The organism is Sphingobium ummariense RL-3 (genome assembly GCF_000447205.1).
Lineage (GTDB): Bacteria > Pseudomonadota > Alphaproteobacteria > Sphingomonadales > Sphingomonadaceae > Sphingobium > Sphingobium ummariense.
In genome coordinates this window covers 29,606-49,855 of sequence record NZ_AUWY01000074.1, presented here as the reverse complement: position 1 = coordinate 49,855, position 20,250 = coordinate 29,606, and the positions used below count along the sequence as shown (strand labels likewise).

The 20,250-nt window shown below is 65.8% G+C and carries 15 protein-coding genes and 2 pseudogenes; 9 read left to right on the top strand and 8 right to left on the bottom strand.

Going from position 1 to position 20,250, the window contains the following annotated elements; translation table 11 throughout:
• On the bottom strand, nt 1-930 hold the full coding sequence (locus M529_RS34980; RefSeq protein WP_031294942.1) for a hydrogen peroxide-inducible genes activator: 930 nt from the start codon (nt 928-930) through the stop codon (nt 1-3).
• A 44-nt stretch (nt 931-974) separates the two neighbouring features.
• On the bottom strand, nt 975-1,742 hold the full coding sequence (locus M529_RS34975; protein ID WP_021317897.1) for a sulfite exporter TauE/SafE family protein: 768 nt from the start codon (nt 1,740-1,742) through the stop codon (nt 975-977).
• Nucleotides 1,743-1,907: 165 nt separating this feature from the next.
• On the opposite strand from M529_RS34975, the gene epsC reads away from it, so the two are divergent.
• The 3 genes from epsC to M529_RS34960 all read left to right on the top strand — a co-directional run bounded on the left by epsC (nt 1,908) and on the right by M529_RS34960 (nt 3,437).
• Nucleotides 1,908-2,639: a serine O-acetyltransferase EpsC gene (gene epsC, locus M529_RS34970; protein ID WP_021317896.1), complete on the top strand. Its 732-nt coding sequence runs from the start codon at nt 1,908-1,910 to the stop codon at nt 2,637-2,639.
• Nucleotides 2,639-2,989 (top strand): DUF2794 domain-containing protein, encoded by a 351-nt coding sequence (locus M529_RS34965; protein ID WP_021317895.1) that lies wholly within the window; start codon nt 2,639-2,641, stop codon nt 2,987-2,989. Before epsC ends, M529_RS34965 begins: the two co-directional genes overlap by 1 nt.
• Nucleotides 2,990-3,125: 136 nt before the next feature.
• A complete protein-coding gene (locus tag M529_RS34960; protein ID WP_021317894.1) occupies nt 3,126-3,437 on the top strand; it encodes a hypothetical protein in 312 nt (103 codons plus the stop codon).
• Between the two features lie 182 nt (nt 3,438-3,619).
• On the opposite strand, the gene M529_RS34955 is transcribed toward M529_RS34960, so the two are convergent.
• Nucleotides 3,620-5,887: an NADP-dependent malic enzyme gene (locus tag M529_RS34955; RefSeq protein ID WP_021317893.1), complete on the bottom strand. Its 2,268-nt coding sequence runs from the start codon at nt 5,885-5,887 to the stop codon at nt 3,620-3,622.
• A 10-nt stretch (nt 5,888-5,897) separates the two neighbouring features.
• Nucleotides 5,898-6,821 carry a LysR family transcriptional regulator gene (locus M529_RS34950; protein WP_021317892.1) on the bottom strand — a complete coding sequence of 308 codons (924 nt, stop codon included), beginning with the start codon at nt 6,819-6,821 and terminating at the stop codon, nt 5,898-5,900.
• A 95-nt stretch (nt 6,822-6,916) separates the two neighbouring features.
• Between M529_RS34950 and M529_RS34945 the strand changes: the two genes are divergently transcribed.
• From M529_RS34945 to M529_RS34935, 3 genes and pseudogenes are all read left to right on the top strand, one after another.
• Entirely contained in the window at nt 6,917-9,025 is a 2,109-nt protein-coding gene (locus M529_RS34945) for a malate synthase G (protein WP_021317891.1), read from the top strand.
• A 193-nt stretch (nt 9,026-9,218) separates the two neighbouring features.
• Complete coding sequence (locus M529_RS34940) at nt 9,219-10,484, top strand: M24 family metallopeptidase (RefSeq protein ID WP_021317890.1); 1,266 nt, start codon at nt 9,219-9,221, stop codon at nt 10,482-10,484.
• A gap of 140 nt (nt 10,485-10,624) precedes the next feature.
• Nucleotides 10,625-10,940: pseudogene (locus tag M529_RS34935) on the top strand (transposase); the annotation flags it as partial.
• Between the two features lie 2 nt (nt 10,941-10,942).
• On the opposite strand, the pseudogene M529_RS48365 reads toward M529_RS34935, so the two are convergent.
• Nucleotides 10,943-11,120: pseudogene (locus tag M529_RS48365) on the bottom strand (transposase); the annotation flags it as partial.
• A gap of 299 nt (nt 11,121-11,419) precedes the next feature.
• Here M529_RS48365 and M529_RS34930 point away from each other — a divergent pair.
• Both M529_RS34930 and M529_RS34925 read left to right on the top strand, forming a co-directional pair.
• Nucleotides 11,420-13,879, top strand: coding sequence for a TonB-dependent receptor (locus M529_RS34930; RefSeq protein WP_084491045.1), 2,460 nt, complete (start codon nt 11,420-11,422; stop codon nt 13,877-13,879).
• Nucleotides 13,880-13,888: 9 nt separating this feature from the next.
• A complete protein-coding gene (locus M529_RS34925; RefSeq protein ID WP_021317887.1) occupies nt 13,889-14,374 on the top strand; it encodes a hypothetical protein in 486 nt (161 codons plus the stop codon).
• A gap of 188 nt (nt 14,375-14,562) precedes the next feature.
• Here the strand turns inward: M529_RS34925 and M529_RS34920 are convergent, their stop codons facing one another.
• From M529_RS34920 to M529_RS34910, 3 genes are read right to left on the bottom strand one after another with little or no spacing between them, the layout of a single operon-like run.
• Nucleotides 14,563-16,035 (bottom strand): NAD-dependent succinate-semialdehyde dehydrogenase, encoded by a 1,473-nt coding sequence (locus M529_RS34920; RefSeq protein WP_021317886.1) that lies wholly within the window; start codon nt 16,033-16,035, stop codon nt 14,563-14,565.
• Complete coding sequence (gene gabT, locus M529_RS34915) at nt 16,032-17,357, bottom strand: 4-aminobutyrate--2-oxoglutarate transaminase (RefSeq protein ID WP_021317885.1); 1,326 nt, start codon at nt 17,355-17,357, stop codon at nt 16,032-16,034. The genes M529_RS34920 and gabT overlap by 4 nt, the downstream gene beginning before the upstream one ends.
• Before the next feature lie 19 nt (nt 17,358-17,376).
• The gene (locus tag M529_RS34910; protein WP_161626342.1) at nt 17,377-19,080 is read right to left on the bottom strand and encodes an amidohydrolase; all 1,704 of its coding nucleotides are present in this window, start codon (nt 19,078-19,080) and stop codon (nt 17,377-17,379) included.
• 184 nt (nt 19,081-19,264) lie between these two features.
• Here M529_RS34910 and M529_RS34905 point away from each other — a divergent pair, with 184 nt between their 5' ends.
• Nucleotides 19,265-20,212 (top strand): LysR substrate-binding domain-containing protein, encoded by a 948-nt coding sequence (locus M529_RS34905; protein ID WP_021317883.1) that lies wholly within the window; start codon nt 19,265-19,267, stop codon nt 20,210-20,212.
• The last annotated feature ends 38 nt before the right edge of the window (nt 20,213-20,250 follow it).

Here is a 20,250-nt window from a genome sequence, read left to right as displayed (position 1 = left end):
TCATGCCGCGTGCGCGGTGATTCCCGGCACTTTCGCCGCGCTGCGCAGCAGCTCGGCCAGCAGGCGGAATTCCTTCTCCCGCGGCGAGTTCTTGCGCCACACCAGCGCGATGTCGCGATAGGCATGGTCGGACCGCAGCGGCCGCGCGACGATGCCGGTATGGTCCAATATGCCGCCTGCAATGGCCATTTCCGGCAGCATCGTCAGCCCCAGGCCATTGTCCACCATCTGCACCAGCGTATGCAGCGAAGTGCCCATCATCGTCGCGCTGGCGCGCAGCTCCGGCCGGTTGCAGGCGGCGAGCGCATGGTCCTTCAGGCAGTGGCCGTCCTCCAGCAGCAGCAGCTTGCTCTCGTCGATCATGTCAGGCCCGATCCATTCGGGCGGGTCGCGCGGGTCGTCGCGCGGGAAGGCGACATAGAGCCGGTCCTGGAACAGGATCTCGCTGTCCAGTTCGCCGGTGGGGAAGGGCAGGGCCATCAGCACGCAATCGACATGGCCGTGGCGCAGCGATTCGATCGCCGCCTGCGTCGTCTCCTCGCGCAGGTAGAGCTTCAGCTCCGGCCGCTCGGCGCGCAGCCGGGGCAGCAGGCGCGGCAGCAGGAAGGGGGCGATGGTCGGGATGACGCTCATCCGCAGCTCGCCGGTCAGCGGCTTGCCCGACGCCTCGGCGATCGCCGCCAGTTCTTCCGCCTCGCGCAGCACGCGGTGCGCCTTCTCGACGATCCGGTCGCCCAGCGCCGTGAAGCGCACCACTCGACGCGTGCGCTCCACCAGCGTCACGCCGATCAGCGACTCCAACTCGCGGATGCCGGCGGACAGGGTCGACTGGGTGACGTAGCAGCTGTCGGCTGCCTTGCCGAAATGCCCATGCTCCTTCAGCGCAACCAGATATTGCAGCTGCTTCAACGTGGGCATGTAACTGGACATTGATCGGCTTCCTCAATGAGTAGGCCGAATATAAGCGGTCTAGCCTATAATCCAAGCCATTTGAGAACGCCGAACAGCGATGTGAGCGTCAGGATCGTGCCGACGGCGATGAACAGCAACTTGGGCGCCACATGGCGGGCCAGCATCGCACCGAAGGGCGCGGCCACGACGCCGCCGATCAGCAGCCCGATCGTATAGGTGGTGAAGGTTTCCCAGCCTAGGTGAAACAGGAAGGTCAGGCTGATCGACGTCGTCAGGATGAACTCGACCGCGTTCACCGTTCCGATGGTGTGGCGTGGGCTTGATCCCTGGATCAGCAGGTTGGACGTCACCACCGGTCCCCAGCCGCCACCGCCCGACGCATCCATGAAGCCGCCGACAAGCCCGAGCGGCGTCACCCATCGGGGATCGCGCGGCTGAGGCGGCAAATGGAGTCCGCGCCAGATCAGGTAGAGGCCGATGGCGGTGAGATAGCCCTGAACGAAAGGCTTGATGACTGCGCCGTCGATGTTCGACAGCAAATAGGCGCCTGCCACGCCACCGATCACGCCGGGGATGACGAGCTTCGCAAACAGCCGCCAGTCGACGTTGCGGTGCAGGATATGGCTGATCGCCGACACGCCGGTGGTGAATGTTTCCGCGGCATGGACGCTCGCCGACGCGCGGCTCGGCGGTACGCCCAGCGCCAGCAGCAGCGTGCTGGAGATCACGCCATAGGCCATGCCCAGTGCGCCGTCGATCATCTGCGCCCCGAATCCGATCAGGATAAAGGGCAATATGTCGCCGAAATGGGCGATAGCGGTGTCGATCATCTGGCCCCCTGTGATTTCTCTACCGCAATGATAGGCAAATTATGGGCGGCCAAGCAAGTTTCTGTTTGGCCCGGCATAGATCAGTTGGGGGCCGCATCTGGAAAATCCGGCCTATTCCGACTATGTAGGCCGCACGGGTCCGCCCGACGGTTCAGGGACAAGTCGATGCTGCACACTCTCCTATCCTATCTGGACTCGGTCAAGGCGAGGGATCCCGCGCCGCGTTCGCGCGCGGAAATCCTGCTCTATCCGGGCGTCTGGTCGCTGGCCTTCCACCGCATCGCGCATCGCCTCTACCGTGCGCGGCTCTATTTCCTGGCCCGCGCCATCAACCATCTCTCGCGTTTCCTGACCGGGAACGACATTCATCCCGGCGCGAAGATCGGCAGGCGCTTCTTCATCGATCATGGCTTCACCGTGATCGGGGAGACGGCGGAGATCGGCGATGACGTCACCCTCTACCAGAATGTCACCCTGGGCGGCACCGATCCGGCGAACGGCATCGCCGGCAAGCGGCATCCCACCCTGCGCGACGGCGTGATCGTGGGTTCGGGCGCGCAGGTGCTTGGCCCGGTCGTCGTCGGCGCGCGCGCGCGCGTCGGCGCGAATGCCGTAGTGACCAAGGACGTGGCGGAAGGCGCTACCATGGTCGGCATCCCGGCCCGGCCGATGCTGGTCGACGTGACTGCCTATCAACGCGATTTCCTTCCCTATGGCACGCCCTGCAGCGACTGCTTCGACCCGGAAAAGCAGAAGCTGGAACTGCTCCAGTGCGAAGTTGAGCGACTGCAACAGCGGCTCGCCGAACTGCTGGCGGAGCGCAGCCCGCAGCCGCGCGTTTCCGAACCCGTCGATGATGACCAGATATCGCTGTTCAAGGAGCGCGGCCGAGGCTGATGTCGAATATCACGCCGTTTCCTTCCACTCCCCAAAGCGCAAAGCCGGGACAGATCGGTTTCGACCGGCAGGAACTGCAACGGATCATGGACCTTTACGGGCGCATGGTCTCCGCCGGCCACTGGCGCGACTATGCGATCGATATGGGGCGGGACGCCGCCGTCTTCTCGGCCTTTCGCCGTTCCGCCGAGCGCCCCGAATTCCGCGTGGAGAAACGCCCGGCGCTGCGTCACCGCCAGGGCATGTGGGCACTGATCGGCGAAGCGGGCAATGTCCTCAAGCGCGGCCAGGAACTCCCCGGCATCCTCGCACCCGTGGAACGCAAGCTGCTCAGGATCGTCGGGGAATAGGGCAAGCGTCCGATCGCCAATCAACATAGCCCCAAAACCGGATGTCGCACAGCCTCTCCACAAGTGGGGTGAGCATGGTCCTCCGTATGTTACCCTCCTGCTCGCGAAGATCCGTCATGCATGCAATTCACGTCAAATGACCGCTGGTACGCGTCGAATAAGTTGGGGACTTTTTGTCGCTCATGCCCTGGGTGGCATAGTGTTGGCGTTCATTTTCGGCCTTCTGGTGGTGTCGGAATGCATTTACGATGACGGCAGCCTAAAGATGCAAGCCTGCCAGGTCGCGAAACGGCGAGATATCTTGCTTTTCCTTCTCCTGTTTGGATCCCTGTTCGCTGCGGCGATCTGGGCGCAGGTGCGGGATTTGCGTTGGGGTAAGGGATTGGCGATAAGCAGCGGCATTGCCGCTTTCGTCCTGCTCCGGCTGGGCGACGTCCTATTTTTCTAGCCGGCCAGTATCCTTACCATCCTGCAGCATCCCGATGAACGGAAGCGATCGTGGGAAAAAGCTGGTTCCCGGTTATCCTTGTTCCCGTCGGATCGGAAGGAGAGAGGCCGCAACCTATTACGATGACGGGGCTGGATGAGACTTCAGCGTCCCACCCATAGCCCTGTGCCGCGCGCCTCCGCTCACCCGTCGCGAGCGACCTCGGCGGCGGCGATGGCGGTCAGGTTCAGGATGCCGCGCGACGTCACGCCCGGCGTCAGCACATGGATCGGCTTGGTCAGCCCCATCAGCATCGGCCCCACGGTCGGCGAACTGGACGACGCGCTCAGCGCCGTCAGCGTGATGTTGGCCGCGTCCAGGTTCGGCATCACCAGCAGGTTCGCAGGACCCTCGAACGAAGAATCAGGCACCAGCCGTTCGCGCAGCGCCTGGCTCAGCGCCGCGTCCGCATGCATCTCGCCATCGACGGCCAGATCGGGCGCGGCCTCGCGTATCAGTTTCAGCGCCTTGCGCATCTTGCGTGCGCTGGGGCTGTGCGAGGCGCCGAAATTGGAATGGGACAGCAGCGCCACCCGCGGCTCCAGCCCGAAATAGCGGACCTCTTCGGCGGCCAGTTGCGCCATCTCGGCGATTTGCTCGGTCGTCGGGTCGGGCACCATATGCGTGTCGGTGATGAACAGCGCGCCCGCATCCAGGATCAGGCCGGACAGGGCATAGACGCGGCTGAGGTTCGGGCTGCGCTCGATGATGCGCAGCACATGCTCCACCTCGCCCCAATATTCCGAATTTCCGCCGACCAGCGCGGCATCGACGCGGCCCGTGTGCAGCAGCATCGCGGCCGTCACGGTGGGGCGGCGGTAGACATGGCGGAACGCTTCCGCCGCCGGCACGCCGCGCCGCGCGGCGGTCGCGCGATAGGCTTCGACCAGCCCGCCCATGATCTCATGGTCGGTCTCGGGATCGATTACCTCGACGTCCCGGTCCAGCTCGAAGCGCAGGCCCAGCCCCGGCAGCCGGTCCTTCAGGATGCGGCGCCGCGCGACGATCACCGGACGGACGATGTCCTCGTCCAGTGCGTCCTGGATCGCGCGGAGCACGCGCTCGTCCTCGCCCTCGCCATAGGCGATCCGGCGCTGGGTGCCGCGCGCGGCCTCGAACACCGGCAGCATCAGCTGGCCCGACCGCGTGTTCTGTCGCGCCAGCGACCGGCGATAGTCATCGACGTCGATGACACGGGTGGCGACCCCGCTATCCATCGCGGCCTTTGCGACGGCGGGCGCGATCTCGGCGATCAGGCGCGGGTCGAAGGGCGTGGGGATGATATAGTCCGGCCCGAACTCCAGCCGCCGCCCGCCATAGGCCTGCGCCACGCTGTCATGGGCGGGCAGACGGGCGAGGGCGGCGATGGCCTCGGCGGCGGCCGCCTTCATCGCCTCGTTGATCTGCGTCGCCCCGACGTCCAGCGCGCCGCGGAAGATATAGGGGAAGCACAGGACATTGTTGACTTGGTTGGGGAAATCCGACCGCCCCGTCGCCACGATGGCATCGGGGCGGGAGGCACGGGCGACGTCGGGCAGGATTTCCGGCTCGGGATTGGCGAGCGCGAAGATCAGCGGGTTGTCGGCCAGCAACGGCAGCCATTCGGGCTTCAGCACATTGGGCGCGGACAGGCCCAGGAAGACATTGGCACCCGGCAGTACGTCCGGCAGGGTGCGCGCATTGGTGGTGCGGGCATAGCGTGCCATATTGGGCAGCATGCCTTCGCGCCCGGAATGGATCACTCCGTCCTTGTCGGTCAGCGTCACGCTCTCGACCGGCAGTCCCATCGACACCAGCAGGTCGACGCAGGCCAGCGCCGCCGCCCCCGCGCCGGACGTCACCAGCTTCGCCTCGGCCAGCGTCTTGCCCTGCAGCACCAGCGCGTTGCGCACCGCCGCTGCCACGACGATCGCGGTGCCATGCTGGTCGTCATGGAAGACGGGGATGTTCATCCGCTCCTTCAGCCGCGCCTCGATGGCGAAGCATTCGGGGGCCTTGATGTCCTCCAGATTGATGCCGCCGAAGGTCGGCTCCAGCAGCGCGACGGCCTCGACGAACTTGTCCGGGTCGGTCGTATCAACCTCGATATCGAACACGTCGATGTCGGCGAATTTCTTGAAGAGCACCGCCTTGCCCTCCATCACGGGCTTGGACGCCAGCGCGCCGATCGCGCCCAGCCCCAGCACGGCAGTGCCGTTGGAGATCACCGCCACCAGGTTGCCGCGCGCGGTATAGTCCAGCGCCTTGGCCGGGTCCGCCGCGATCTCGACGCAGGGCGCCGCCACGCCGGGTGAATAGGCCAGCGCCAGGTCGCGCTGGTTCACCATGCGCTTCGTCGGTTCGATACGCAGCTTTCCGGGCTGCGGCAGGCGGTGATAGTCCAGGGCGGCGCGGCGGGTGTTGTCGTCCATGGTCAGGGCCTTACCGGGAGGCTGCCTTTCCGGCAATGCCCCTGCGTTCCCATGGGGGCAAAGGCTCATAAAGTTTCGCCAGAAAGGCGATGAAGGCCATGATCGCGGCGGGCGGGTTGGGCTGCGGCAGGTGAACCGCATAGAGGCCGACATCGGCCGACCCCTCATGCGCCGGCAGGATCTGCCGTACCTCGCCGTTCGCCAGAGCCTCGCTGATGTCCCACAGCGATCGCAGGGCAATGCCGCTTCCAGCCAGCGTCAGCTCGCGCACGACTTCGCTGCTGTTGGTCCGCACATGGCTGCGGCCGTCGACCGTAACGGGTCCCTTCGGCCCGGTCAGGCGCCATGGCAGTTGTCCTTCCGCCGCCAGCAGGCGATGGCGTTTCAGGTCGGCGATCGTCTCCGGTGCACCGAACCGGTCCAGATAGCGCGGCGCCGCACACAGGATGCGCCGGTTGGTCGCCAGCCGCCGCGCCGCCAGCCCCGGTCCCGGATCGGCCGTGATGCGAATGGCAAGGTCGGTGCGCGTACCGATCAGGTCGGCATAGCCGTCCGAAAGGTCGATCTGCAACTCCACCCTCGGGTGCTGCTCCAGGAACACCTCCAGATGGGGAGCGATATGCATCCGCCCGAACGAGGTGGGAGCCGAAACCCGCAACGATCCTGCAACCACCGTCGAAAGGCCGGACACGCGCTGCTCCGCTTCCGCCAGCGCCGCCAATATGCCGCGAAGATCCTCGTTCAATCTCTCCCCCGCCGGCGTCAGCGTCAGCCGCCGGGTTGTGCGGTGGATCAGTCGCGCGCCCAGCCGCTCCTCCAGCCGCATCAATCGTTTCGACACCATGGCAGGAGAGATCGCCAGTCGTCGTCCCGCCGCTGCCATGCCGCCCTCGTCTACGATGGCGGCGAATAGTTCATAGTCCGGGTCCATCATGATAATTTCCCTCGAGGAAATTCTATGTTCGAATAATAGCCTCTACACGACATAATTATTAGGGTCTATCATGGCGGCGACAAAGGAGTGGAAAGATGCGTACCATAGACCTGAACGGCGTCCGGGTGGACGAACGGCTGGCGGATTTCATCGAACAGCGGGCGCTGCCCGGCACCGGGATCGATCCGGCCCGCTTCTGGGCGGGTTTCGCCTCCATCTTCGCGCGCTTCGCGCCGGAGAACGCCGCTCTTCTGGTAAAGCGCGACGCCATTCAGGAGAAGATAGACGCCTGGTATCAGGCACGCGCCGGCCAGCCTTTCGACGTCGCGGCGCAGCGCAAATTCCTGACGGAGATCGGCTATCTCGTCCCGGAACCCGCGCCCTTCGCCATCGGCAGCGAGAATGTCGATGACGAGGTCGCACGCCTCGCCGGGCCGCAACTCGTCGTCCCGATCCTCAACGCGCGCTTCCTGCTCAATGCCGCCAATGCGCGTTGGGGCAGCCTCTACGACGCGCTCTACGGCACGGACGCCATTCCCGGCACGGCTGCGGGCAAGGGCTATGACCCGCAGCGCGGCGCGCAGGTCATCGCCTGGGCGAAGGCGTTCCTCGACGACGCCGTGCCGCTGGCCTCGGGCAGTTGGGCGGACCTTGGCGGCGAAGACATCGCGCTCGCCGATCCCAGCCAATATCTGGGCCGCAGCGAGAAGGGCCGGCTGTTCCGCCACAACGGCCTCCATGTCGAGGTCGTCTTCGACCGCGATCATCCGATAGGCGCATCCGACCCGGCGGGCATTTCGGACGTCGTCCTCGAATCCGCGCTGACCACCATCTGCGACCTGGAGGATTCGGTCGCCGCCGTCGACGCGGCGGACAAGGTCGCCGCCTATGCCAACTGGCTCGGCCTGATGCAGGGCGACCTGACCGACACCTTTGAAAAGGGCGGGGCGATGATGACCCGCGCGCTGAACCCCGACCGCACCTATACCGCGCCCGACGGCACCGCCTTCACCCTGCCGGGCCGCAGCCTGCTGTTCGTCCGCAATGTCGGCCATCTGATGACCACGCCCGCCGTCCTGCTGCCCGATGGCAGCGAGGCGCCGGAGGGGATCCTCGATGGCATCGTCACCAGCCTCATCGCGATCCACGACATTCAGGGCCACCGCGCCAACAGCCGTGCCGGCAGCATCTATATCGTCAAGCCGAAGATGCACGGGCCGGAGGAGGTCGGCTTCACCAACCGCCTGTTCGACGCGATCGAGGATCTGCTGGGCCTTGACTGCCACACGTTGAAGGTCGGCGTGATGGACGAGGAGCGCCGCACCTCGGCGAACCTCGCCGCGTGCATCGCGGCGGTGAAGGATCGCATCGTCTTCATCAACACCGGCTTCCTCGACCGCACCGGCGACGAGATGCACACGGCGATGTACGCCGGGCCGATGATCCGCAAGGGCGAAATTAAGTCCAGCGAATGGATCACCGCCTATGAGAACCGCAATGTCCAGATCGGGCTTGGCTGCGGCTTTTCCGGCCGCGCGCAGATCGGCAAGGGCATGTGGGCCGCGCCGGACAGGATGGCGGACATGCTCGTGCAGAAGGTCGGCCATCCGCTGAGCGGCGCCAACACCGCCTGGGTTCCTTCGCCGACCGCCGCGACGCTGCACGCGACTCATTATCACCGCATCGACGTCTTCGCCCGCCAGCGCGAACGCATGGCCGAACCCGTCGCCACGCTCGACAGCCTGCTGACGCCGCCCATCGCCACCGGCCGCAATTTTTCAGAGGAGGAAATCGCGCAGGAACTGGACAACAATGCCCAGGGCATCCTGGGCTATGTCGTCCGCTGGATCGACCAGGGCGTCGGCTGCTCCAAGGTGCCCGACATCCACGATGTCGGCTTGATGGAGGATCGCGCGACCTTGCGCATCTCCTCCCAGCATATCGCCAACTGGCTGCTGCACGGCGTCTGCACGGCGGAACAGGTCGATGCCGCCTTCGCCCGCATGGCGAAGAAGGTCGACGCCCAGAATGCCGGCGATCCGCTCTACCGTCCGATGAGCGGCCATGAGGACGAGAGCCTCGCCTGGCAGGCGGCGCGCGCGCTGGTGTTCGAGGGGCTGTCCCAGCCCAATGGCTATACCGAGCCGCTGCTCCATGCCTTCCGAGCGAAGCAGAAGGCGCAGGCCGCGATGGAAATGGCGTAGCGCGCTGCGGCGGTCACTCCCGCCTTCCGTTCGCCCTGAGCCTGTCGAAGGGTCTTCCTTGTCTTGTGAAAAAAGGGGCAGGGCTTCGACAGGCTCAACCCGAAGCGGCTAGGCAGCGAAAGGCGGGAAACCCGCCTTGCCATTCCCTCGGCAAGGCGGCACCAAGAACGCCCTTTCACCACAGGGTGCGTTCATGCCGTCCATCGACCGTCGTTCCGTCCTCGCTTCCGGCGCCGTGCTGGGAGGCGCCGCGCTCGCGGGCCTCAGCCCCCGCCTGTTTGCGCAGGAACGCGCGGTCGAGGCGTTGAAGCCGCTCACCGCCGATGTCGTCCCGATCGGCCCCGCCGAGCGCGCCGACCGCATCGCCCGTGCCCAGCAGGCGATGCAGCGCCAGGGCATCGACGCGCTGCTGGTCGAGCCGGGCGCGAGCCTCATCTACTATACCGGTGTCCGCTGGCACCGCAGCGAGCGGCTGACCGCCGCCGTCATCCCGGCGCAGGGCGCGCCGATCGTCGTCACGCCCTTCTTCGAAAAGCCCTCGGTCGCCGAATCGCTCGCCATCCCCGCGGAGATCCGCGTCTGGCAGGAAGACGAGAACCCCCACGCCCTCGTCGCCGCCTTCCTGCGTGAAAAAGGGCTGGCGCGCGGCACGATCGGCATCGAGGAAACGGTGCGCTACTTCGCCGTGGACGGCCTCAAGGCCGCGCTGCCCGATGCGAAGATCGTCCGCGATCCCGTCACCCGCGCCATCCGCATGCGCAAGACCGCGGCGGAGATCGCCCTGATGCAGAAGGCCAGCGACGTCACCATGGCCGCCTATCGCTGGACCTGGCCGCAAGTCCGGGCCGGCATGACGCCCGCCGACATCGGCGCGCTGATGGCCGCCGCCACGCGCGCGCTGGGCGGTTCGGTCGAATTCAACCTCGTCCTGCTGGGTGAAGCCGCCGCCTATCCCCACGGTTCGGGCAAGCCGCAGGCGGTGCGGGCAGGGGAGGTCGTGCTGATGGACTGCGGCTGTACGGTGCAGGACTATCAGTCCGACATCAGCCGCAGCTGGGTCCACGGCGCAACCCCGACCGCGCAGCAGCGCAAGGTCTGGAACGACGTGGCACACGGCCAGCAGATCGCGATCGCGGCGGCAAAGCTCGGCGTTCCCGCCGGATCGGTCGACGACGCGGTGCGCGGCTGGTACGAAAAGCAGGGCTACGGCCCCGGCTACGCACTCCCCGGCCTCTCGCACCGCACCGGCCACGGCATCGGCATGGAAGGGCACGAGCCGGTCAACCTCGTCCACGGCGAAACCACTCCCCTGACGGAAGGCATGTGCTTCTCCAACGAGCCCGGCCTCTACCTTCCCGGCGTCATGGGCATCCGTCTGGAAGACTGCTTCCACATGACCGCACAGGGACCGGCATGGTTCTCGAAACCGCCCGTGTCGATCGAGGAGCCGATCGGATAGGAAAGCCTCTCGTCAATCCAGGCCTCAGCGGGGATGACGATGATTGCAAATGTCAGCTTCCGATGGATAGTGTTGAAACCCCGAGCTTGCAGTGATTGGGTGGTCCTGATTCACTGTCTCCATCGTTTGGAGGCGGGCTAATGATGGACGATCGGATAGTGATGCAGGAGGCGCTGTTTTACAGCTTCAGCCTGGAAGACCATGTTCCCCAGAGCCATTTTCTGCGGGTGATCGACAGGTTTGTCGATCTTGGGGCATCTCAGAGAAGTTGCGGCCGTTTTACAGTGAGATAGGCTGGCCTTCGATCGATTCGGAACTGATGATCTGGATGCTTCTCATCGGCTACTGCCTGGGATCCGGTCGGAGCGGCGGCTTTGGGAGGAGGAGCATCTCAACCAGGCGTACCGCTGGTTCTGCCGCCTTGGCCTAGACGGGGCTGTGCCGGATCACTCGACCTAGAGCGTCTTGTGCCGCCCGTAATCCTTCGGCGCATCTCGCCAGCGCAACCCATTGCGGTTCACGAAAATTACCTCGCTCAACACCCGCCGATCGTCAACCCGAGGCTTGCCGTGGCTCTTAGGAAAATACGGCGAGCCGCGCCATCTGCTCGCCCGTCAGCCAGCATAGGTCGCTCAAATCCAGTCTCCTCTCGGAACCCGAATCACATTCACGCGCTCACATCAATCGTCCCGACCCTAGAGCGCCCCGCTGCACTGCAATCGGCGGAGTTGCCGGATAGAAGCACAATGGCTTTCGACCCGAAAGCAGGTTGGCCAACGCATGTTTCCACCATTTGCCGGTGATTGCACATCACCGGGTGCTCGCGATTTCGCAACTTCATCCGCCGCGACAGCAACCACAGACTGGCCGAACAAGAGGGTTACGAGTGTCGGAGGCTGGATGGCGAGAGCCGTTCGAGATCGGGGAGAAAATCAATGATGGGGAAACTCGGACGGGTGCGGGGTCTGGCGGTTGCGGGAACCTCGCTTGCGGCTTTCTGTACAGGACTGCCCGCGATTGCGCAGGACGCGGCAGGAGTGGCCGCACAACCCGAGCAGCAAGCGATGGCGCCGGACCAGCGGGCGAACGCCGCGACCGAACCGGCAATGGGTGGCGAAATCGTGGTGACCGCGACGAAGCGTGCCGAGACGCTTTCCAAGGTTCCGATCTCGATCACGGCATTTTCCCAGGAAAACATGGACTCCCGAGGCATTCGCGACATTCGCGATGTCGTAGCCCAGACGCCAGGCCTAGACATCACACGCGCGACCGGCGGTTCGGGTAATCAGACCCGCTTCATCATTCGCGGTATCGACTCCAACGCCGGCGCAGCCACATCGGCCGTGTATATCGATGATACGCCGATCCAGGCGCGCAATTCGTCACTCAACTACAATGGCAGCACCGTGCCCTTCATCTTCGACATCGAGCGTGTCGAGGTGCTGCGCGGACCACAGGGCACGCTGTTCGGCGCCAGCGCGCAAGGTGGCGCGATTCGCTTCATCACACCGACGCCGAGCCTCACCAAGTACAGTGCCTATGGACGCGCCGCGGTGAACTTCGTGGATCACGGCGGCACCGGCTACGAAGTGGGCGCCGCCGTCGGCGGCCCGCTTGTGACGAACGTGCTCGGCTTCCGCGCCAGCGTGTACCGCCGCTATAATGCCGGCTGGATCGATCGCCAGAGCTGGCTCGACCCGACGGAACGCAGCGAGAATGCGAACAGCGACAAGACTCTGGTCGCGCGCGGCTCGCTGCTCTTTCAGCCGAACGAGTGGCTGTCGATCGCGCCGAGCATCTATTATCAGGAACTTAAGTTCGATGACCGCGTCGACCTTTGGACAAGATGCCCCGCAACGACCGGTTCGCCAGGCAGCGCCGGCACGCTCAACCCCTGCCCGCTCGGCGTTTCCGATCCTCGGAACGGCAAGTTCCTTAGCTATTCGCCAGTGGCACAGCCCAGCACCGATCGCTTCTATCTGCCTTCATTGAAAGTGGTGGGGGAGTGGGGCGCGACGTCGATCACCTCGGTCACGTCGCTGTTCCGTCGCCACGTGGTTGATCTGAACGACGCCACGTTCATCAACGCGCGCAATTATTTCGGTAACGCGTATCTGTTTCCGATCACACCCACCATTCCGCGCACGATCGGCACGCAGAACCCGGACATTCGCCAACGGCTGTTCTCGCAGGAACTGCGCCTGTCAGGTGGCGAGAGCGACGCGCTGTTTCGCTATACCGTGGGACTGTATTACTCCCGCAGTTCGATCGAGACCTCGCTCCCGATCAATCTGCCGAACTATGCCGAACTCTATTTCTATCGGTTCGGCCGCACGCCCGAACAGGCAGGCATTCCACCGCGCGTTGGCGACTCCATCTATTTCGGTGAGGAATATACCAGCGAGCAGGAGATCGCCGCTTTCGCCAATGTCGATATCCGTCTGGCCGACCGACTGACGGCAACCGTCGGCGGGCGATATTCGCGCAACAGGCTGGAATTCGATATTACGGAGCGCGGCGTATCCTACCCACCGCTCGGCATTTCCCGCTATCAAGGGCGGCAACGCTCCAATCCTTTCCTGCCGAAGGCGAGCCTGTCGTTCCAGGCGACGCCGGATTCGCTCTATTACGCCACCTATGCCGAGGGTTTCCGCACCGGCGGCGTGAACAGGGCATTGCCCGATGTCTGCCGCACCGAGGCGGAGCAGCTTGGCCTCAACGCAAGCGATTTCGCGCCCGATCGGACCAAAAGCTACGAGATCGGCTCCAAAAGCCGGCTGCTCGGCGGCGCGCTGTCCTACGAGGTCAGTGCCTATTACGTGAAGTGGCAGAACATCCAGCAACAGCTACGACTGCAATGCCTCTTCGCGCTGGTTCAGAACACCGCGTCCGCGACCAGCAAAGGCTTCGACCTCAACCTGACGCTGCGTCCGTCGCGCCGGCTCACCGTCGGCTTCGGCATCGGCTATGTCGATGCGACCTATGACGAGACGATCCGCATCGGCACAGCCCCGCAGGTGCTGCGCGACCAGACGCTCGGTGCGACGCCATGGACCATAAACAGCAACATCGAATATCGCTTTGAACTGGGCCGCAACGAAGCCTATGTTCGCGCGCAGTACAATCTGAGATCGGCGAACAAGGGATTGTTCCTCTTCCAGGAGCCGACCGCGACGACCTATGATCCCACCCGTGTCTATGCCGACGACATCGAGAATCTCGACCTGCGCGCGGGCTTGGACGTCGGTCCGGTGAACGTGACGGTCTATGCCGAGAATGTGTTGAACAACTTCGGTTATTACGTGAACGTGCCGACCTATGTACGCGGTCCGCTCTGGCGCGGATCGACGGCGCGGCCGCGCACGATCGGCCTTCAGCTGATCGCCCGGTATTGAGACGACGTCATGATGAGGGCAGTCCTTCTTCAAACGGCCGGACTGGCGGCGGCTGTGATCGTCGCCGGTCCGGCAAGCGCGCAAGACACGGTGGGCGTGGCCAGCTCGCACTCGACTCGCGGCACCTGGGAGCTCGACGCCGGCGCTTCGGCGCACGAGCGGGTGATCGGGGAGACGGTGGTGATCGGCGGCGACGATACGCAGATCGACTATGCGGCCACCGTGCGCTTTCAGGGCAAGACCACCGGCGTCCGCTTCAAGGCGCTGGTGGACGGGCCTGAGGTGCCGCTCGTCTCGCTGGGGGGCGTCACGGTCGGTCGCGCCCGTGTGCGGCGGGTGGATGGCGGCCGCACGATCACGGAGCTGATGCCGGACAGCGGCGTGCAACGGATCATCGAGCATCGCGCGTCGATCGACGGCCAGACCCTGCTGAGCCTATTGTACGACAAGACGGGCAAGGTGCTGTCGATCCTGGTCTTCCGGCGCACCGCCTAGCCACCGCTCCGTGCCGCACCGCGCTTGACGTCGAGCGGAAGCTGACGCGGGCGAGAGCATCGACGACGCCGGCGGGCGTGCCGTGCGTCGCCAGCGGAAGGACAGGCGACGCAGAGCAACTTCGTCATTCCCACCATGAATTGACGGGGGGCGGGGGGGGCAGAATCGCGCTCCCCCGGCAAGCTTGCTTAATCCGCTGCGCGCACATGCGCGCACACCAGCTTGTACTGGAGGTAGTCATCCATGCCTAGATGCGAGCCTTCGCGCCCCATGCCCGATTCCTTGATTCCGCCGAACGGCGCGACTTCGGTCGAGATCAGGCCGGTATTCTGCCCCACCATGCCATATTCGAGCGCCTCGGCGACCCGCACGCTGCGATCGGCGTCGCGGGTGAAGAAATAGGCTGCGAGTCCGGCTCGCGTGTCGTTGGCGAGCCGCAGCGCCTCCGCTTCGGTCTCGAAGCGGACCAGTCCCGCGACCGGCCCGAATGTCTCCTCCTGGCACAGCAACGCGTCCGGCGGCACGTCGGCGACGACCGTCGGCGCGAAGAAGAAACCAGCGCGGTCCAGCGCGCCACCGCCGGTCAAGACATGGCCGCCGCGCGCCACCGCGTCCTCCACATGCGCCCGCGCCTTGGCCACCGCCCGCTCGTCGATCAAAGGTCCCTGGTCGGTCACCCCCTCGAGCCCGGCACCGACCACCATCCGCCCCACACGTTCGGCCAGCGCGCGGGCGAAGCGGTCGTAGATCCCGGACTGTACCAGCAGGCGATTGGCGCACACGCAGGTCTGGCCGGTGTTCCGGAACTTGGATGCGATCGCGCCTTCGACGGCGGCATCCAGGTCGGCATCGTCGAACACGAGGAATGGTGCATTGCCGCCGAGCTCCAGCGATACGCGCTTGACCGTGCCCGTGCAGGCGGCCGCCAGCGCCTTGCCCACCGCGGTCGATCCGGTGAAGGTGAACTTCGCGACGCGCGGATCGCCGGTCAGGACGGCGCCGATCGGCGGCGCGTCCCCCACCACGACGTTGAAGACGCCGGCGGGCACCCCCGCCTCCTCGCTCAGCGCGGCGAGCGCCAGCGCGGACAACGGGGTCAGTTCGGACGGCTTGAGCACGACCGTGCATCCCGCCGCCAGCGCCGGCCCAACCTTGCGCGTGATCATTGCCAGCGGAAAGTTCCAGGGTGTCACCGCCGCCACCACGCCGACCGGCTGGCGCAGCACCGCCAGACGCTTGTCGGCGAGATGCGGCGATAGCACTTCGCCACGCACCCGCTTCGCTTCCTCCGCGAACCATTCGAGGAACGCGGCGGCATAGGTGACCTCGCCACGCGCCTCGGCCAGGGGCTTGCCCTGCTCCGCCGTCATCAGGCGCGCCAGGTCGTCGGCATGGGCGTGCATCAGGTCGTGCCAGCAGCGCAGCACCTGCGCGCGCTCCTTGCCGGTGCGCGCGCGCCAGCCGGGAAGTGCCGCCGCGGCCGCGTCGACCGCCTGCGTCGCCGCCTCCGCGCCAAGATTCGCCACCTTGCCAACCAGCGATCCGTCCGCCGGGTTGGTGACCGGCATTGTCGATGTCGCGGCGACCCAGCGGCCGTCGATATACCCGCCATCGCGCAGCAGGTCGGAGCGCGTGAGGCCGATCGTCGTGGCCCTGCTCACGCCGGCGCCGACTCGCTGCCGATCTCCGCCGACGCGGCGGCTGGGGCATCACTGAACAGTGCGGCATCCAGCGCCGACAACCCTTCCTCCAGCACGCCGTCGCTCGCCGTCAGGGGAACGAGGATGCGGATCGTCTCGCCCTGTGGGCCGCACGACAGCAGGATCAGCCCCGCTTCCAGCGCGCGCGCGCAGACCGCCCGGGCACCATCGCCATCGGCGGTGCCCGTGAAGGGGTCGACGATGTCGAACCCGATCATCGCGCCGTGACCGCGCAGATGGGCGATGCCCACGCTGCCGTTGCGTCGTGCCGCCGCTTCGACGCGGGCGCGGATCGTTGCGCCCATGCTGGAGGCGCGCTCCAACAGCTTCTCGTCGTTGATCACGTCCAGCACGGCCAGTGCCGCCGCGCAGGCGACGGGCGAGCCGCCATAGGTGCCGCCCAGCCCACCGGGATCCACCGCGTCCATTACGTCCGCCCGGCCGATCACGCCCGAGAGCGGAAACCCGCCGCCCATCGATTTGGCGACGCACACCAGATCCGGCTCCACGCCGGCATGTTCGATGCCGAACATGCGCCCGGTGCGTGCGAAGCCCGTCTGCACCTCGTCTACGATCAGCAGGATGCCATGGGCGTCGCAGCGTTCGCGCAGCGCGCGCAGCAGCTCTGGTGGTGCGACGTTGAAGCCGCCTTCGCCCTGGATCGGTTCGATGATGATCGCCGCTACCTGAGCGGGGTCGACATCGGCGGCGAAGAGCGTGTCGAGCGCGCGCAGGCTGGCGGCGGTGTCGACGCCGCTGCCCGGCGTCGGGAAGGGGATGTGATGGATGTCGCCCGGGAACGGGCCGAAGCCGCGTTTGTACGGCACCACCTTGCCGGTCAGCGCGGAAGCGAGCAATGTCCGGCCGTGAAAGGCGCCGGCAAAGGCGATCACCGCCGGTCGCCGCGTGGCGACACGCGCGATCTTGACTGCGTTCTCGGTCGCTTCCGCGCCGGTGGTGAACAGGATCGTCTTGGCTGGGCCGGAGAACGGCGCCAGCGCGTTGAGCCGCTCGGCCAGCGCGACATAGTTTTCGTATGGCGCGACCTGGAACGCGGTATGGGTGAAGCGATCCAGCTGCGCGCCCACCGCAGCCATCACCCTGGGATGTCGATGGCCGACGTTGAGGACCGCGATGCCGCCGGCGAAATCGATGAAGCGGCGCCCTTCCACGTCCCACAGTTCGGCGTTCTCGGCGCGGTCGGCATAGATGGCGGTGGCGGAGCCGACACCGCGGGGAACGGCGGCGCTGCGCCGCGCCGCGAGGCTCAGATTGGTCGTCATGAATGGCACTCCGGATGGTTCAGCGGGCGGCTTCGGCGCGATCGTACTGGATCTTGCCGTCAAGGATCGTCATCTCGACCGGGATCTCCGACAGCTTGGTCTTGGGCGTGGTCAGCGGATCGCCGCCCAGCACCACGAAATCGGCGATCTTGCCGATCTCGATGCTGCCGAGCGACTTTTCGAGGAAGTTCGCTTCCGCCGCCCAGATCGTGAACATCTTGATCGCCTCCATGACGGTGATCGCCTGTTCGGGCTGGACGATCCTGCCGTACTTCGTGTCACGGGCGACCGCGCGCTGGATCGAGAACATCGGATAGGTCGCAAAAGGCTGCGTCCCGATATTGTCAACGCCGCCGGTCGGATGCAGGCCGAGATCGATCAGGCGGCGCAGTGCGAAGAACTGAATACCCGGCTCACGGATGTTGGTGTCAGTCAGCCGCCACAAGAAAGCGACTTGCGCGGAGGGGATAATGCGATCGGCCACCATGCGGCGCAGTCGTTCCTCCGTCCGCGCCTCGTCCTGCACCAGGAAATGCGCGAAATGCTCGATCCGGTCGCGCGCGTCCGGGCGCGGATAGGCCTTCTGCGCCGCCTCATAGGCATTGAGCGTCATGTCCTGCGCGCGATCGCCATTTGCATGGATCTCGACCTGCCAGCCTGCCCTGTGTGCGGCGACGATCTCGCGTGTCAGCTGCTCCTGGCTCCGGCTGGTCCCGCCAATATTGTTGGGGATGAAGGTGGTTCCCGAGCCGTTCCAGAACGGCTTGTACACTGCCGCCGTGGTGCCCCACACGCCGTCGAGGATGATCTTCACCGCCCCAACCATCAGCATGTCGTCGCCCAGCCCCGTACGCATGCCGGTGGTCAGCAGCGCGTCAAGCTGGGCGGGCTGGCGGATGAAGGGGTTCATCCGCACGCGGGTCGGCAGCTGTCCTGCGTCCTTCAGGTCCTGATAGGCGCGATAGGCGTCGGCGGTCGACAGATCGGACACGGTGGTGACGCCACGGTGGAGGTAGAAGTCGCGCAGCACCTTGCGCAACGCCTCCTTCTTCTCGGCATAAGGGAAGGCGTCCACCGGGAAGTCGACCTTGTAGTCGCGGATGATCGTGACTTCGCCGTCCTTATTGCGCTCCAGCCGACCGGTCGATCCCTTCGGCGGATCGGGGAACGTGCGATCGAGCTTCAGCGCGACGGCGGCGGCGTGGTTGATGAGGTTGTCGTGCGCGCTCCAGTCGAGCCGCACGGGATTGTCGGGAAATGCTTCGTCCAGCTCTTCGCGCGTCGGCATCACCTGATTGTAGGTGCCGTTGCCGCGCAGCCAGGCGCGTGGCGGCAGCGCCTTCTGCGCCTCCTTGAGCCGCGCGATGATCGCTTTTCCGTCCTTCAGCGGCGGCGCCTGAATGTCGATGGTATGCGCCTGCACGTCGGCCATGCCCTCGACGTGCGAATGGGCGTCGATGAAACCGGGCAGCAGCGTGCGGCCCTTGAGGTCGATCACCCTGGTCGTGGGACCGACCCACTCGTCGGTTCCGTCGACCGCGACGATGCGGTTGCCCAGCACCGCCACCGAATGCGCGATGCGCTCCTTCGCGTCGACCGTGATGACCTTGGCGTTTACAAGGACGAGGTCGGCGCTGCCGTGGCGCGGTGCCGTCTGCGCCTGCGCGGAGGCGCCGAGCACCATCACGGCGGCGACGGCGCTCAAAGGTTTCAACTCTCGCATAGCGGCCTCCATCCCCGAGGTGTCATTGGTCGCCACGCGGACCGCTTCATGGAAGGCGAGAAATCGCCGCCCCGCGGTGACCTGGGGTCAACGTCGCCCTCCGCCTCCGCTTGTGACACCAAACTGTTGACATGGCGACACCAGCGGCCATCATCAGACGGTAATATACGTCGGGGGTGGGACGATGGCAGCAGGGGATAGCGCACGACAGGGGCTGACACCCGCGCAACGGCGGGCGCTTCCGCCGTTTGCCGCTACGCGGGCATTCGAGGCGATCGGGACGTGTGGCGGTATCCGGCGCGCGGCGGCGGCCCTGTCGCTCGATCATGCGGCCGTGAGCCGGCACCTGCGCTCGCTGGAGCAATGGGCGGGCGTACCGCTGGCCAATCGCGCCTCGGGCGGGCTGACGCGGGAGGGCGCCCGCTTCCACAGCCGCGTCTGCGCAGCACTGGCCGAACTTGCCTCGGCCAGTGCTGAGCTGACCCATCGCAACGACGACGGGCGGCTGCGCGTCTGGTCCGTGCCGGGCATCGCCTCGCAATGGCTCAGCGGCCGGCTCGGCGGCTTCAGCGCGCTGCATCCGGAAGTTGAACTGGAAGTGCAACCGACAGACAATATCCCGCGCTTCGCCTCGCACGAGGCGGACGCGCATATCTCCTATGCCATCGATGGCGAGGCTCCGGCCGCGCAGGACGAAGATACGCGTTCGGTCGAGATCCTGCGGCCGCGAATCATCGCCGTTGCCGCGCCGGAGTTCCTGCGGCAGAGCGCCGGCTTCGATACGCCGTCCGCGCTACTCGACGCGCCGCTGCTGCACGAATCGGACACCAGCCAGTGGCGTCGCTGGTTTCGCGCGCATGATGTCGAGGTGGGCGACACGCTGGGTGGAGCGAAGCTGTGGCACGCGCACATGACGGTGGCCGCGGCACGCCGGGGCCAGGGCATAGCGCTCACCAACACACTGTTGGCGGCCGATGATCTGGATCAGGGGGCGCTGATCGAAATCGGCGATTTCGGCCCCGTCTTTCTGGGCGGTTACGTCTTCACCGCACGCCGGGAACGCTGGCAGGAGCCCGTGATCCAGGGTTTTCGACGCTGGCTGGAAAAGATGATGGTCGAAGCGCGCGGCTGAAATGCCGGCGGTGATTTGTCATCACCACCGAGCTGCCA

Coding starts and splice junctions, on each gene's coding strand:
- M529_RS34975 (WP_021317897.1), bottom strand. CDS start 1,742: ATGATCGACACCGCTATCGCCCATTTCGGCGACATATTGCCCTTTATC.
- M529_RS34945 (WP_021317891.1), top strand. CDS start 6,917: ATGCGTACCATAGACCTGAACGGCGTCCGGGTGGACGAACGGCTGGCG.
- M529_RS34940 (WP_021317890.1), top strand. CDS start 9,219: ATGCCGTCCATCGACCGTCGTTCCGTCCTCGCTTCCGGCGCCGTGCTG.
- M529_RS34905 (WP_021317883.1), top strand. CDS start 19,265: ATGGCAGCAGGGGATAGCGCACGACAGGGGCTGACACCCGCGCAACGG.
- M529_RS34965 (WP_021317895.1), top strand. CDS start 2,639: ATGTCGAATATCACGCCGTTTCCTTCCACTCCCCAAAGCGCAAAGCCG.
- M529_RS34955 (WP_021317893.1), bottom strand. CDS start 5,887: ATGGACGACAACACCCGCCGCGCCGCCCTGGACTATCACCGCCTGCCG.
- M529_RS34960 (WP_021317894.1), top strand. CDS start 3,126: ATGACCGCTGGTACGCGTCGAATAAGTTGGGGACTTTTTGTCGCTCAT.
- M529_RS34910 (WP_161626342.1), bottom strand. CDS start 19,080: ATGCGAGAGTTGAAACCTTTGAGCGCCGTCGCCGCCGTGATGGTGCTC.
- epsC (WP_021317896.1), top strand. CDS start 1,908: ATGCTGCACACTCTCCTATCCTATCTGGACTCGGTCAAGGCGAGGGAT.
- M529_RS34980 (WP_031294942.1), bottom strand. CDS start 930: ATGTCCAGTTACATGCCCACGTTGAAGCAGCTGCAATATCTGGTTGCG.
- M529_RS34930 (WP_084491045.1), top strand. CDS start 11,420: ATGATGGGGAAACTCGGACGGGTGCGGGGTCTGGCGGTTGCGGGAACC.
- M529_RS34950 (WP_021317892.1), bottom strand. CDS start 6,821: ATGATGGACCCGGACTATGAACTATTCGCCGCCATCGTAGACGAGGGC.
- gabT (WP_021317885.1), bottom strand. CDS start 17,357: ATGACGACCAATCTGAGCCTCGCGGCGCGGCGCAGCGCCGCCGTTCCC.
- M529_RS34925 (WP_021317887.1), top strand. CDS start 13,889: ATGATGAGGGCAGTCCTTCTTCAAACGGCCGGACTGGCGGCGGCTGTG.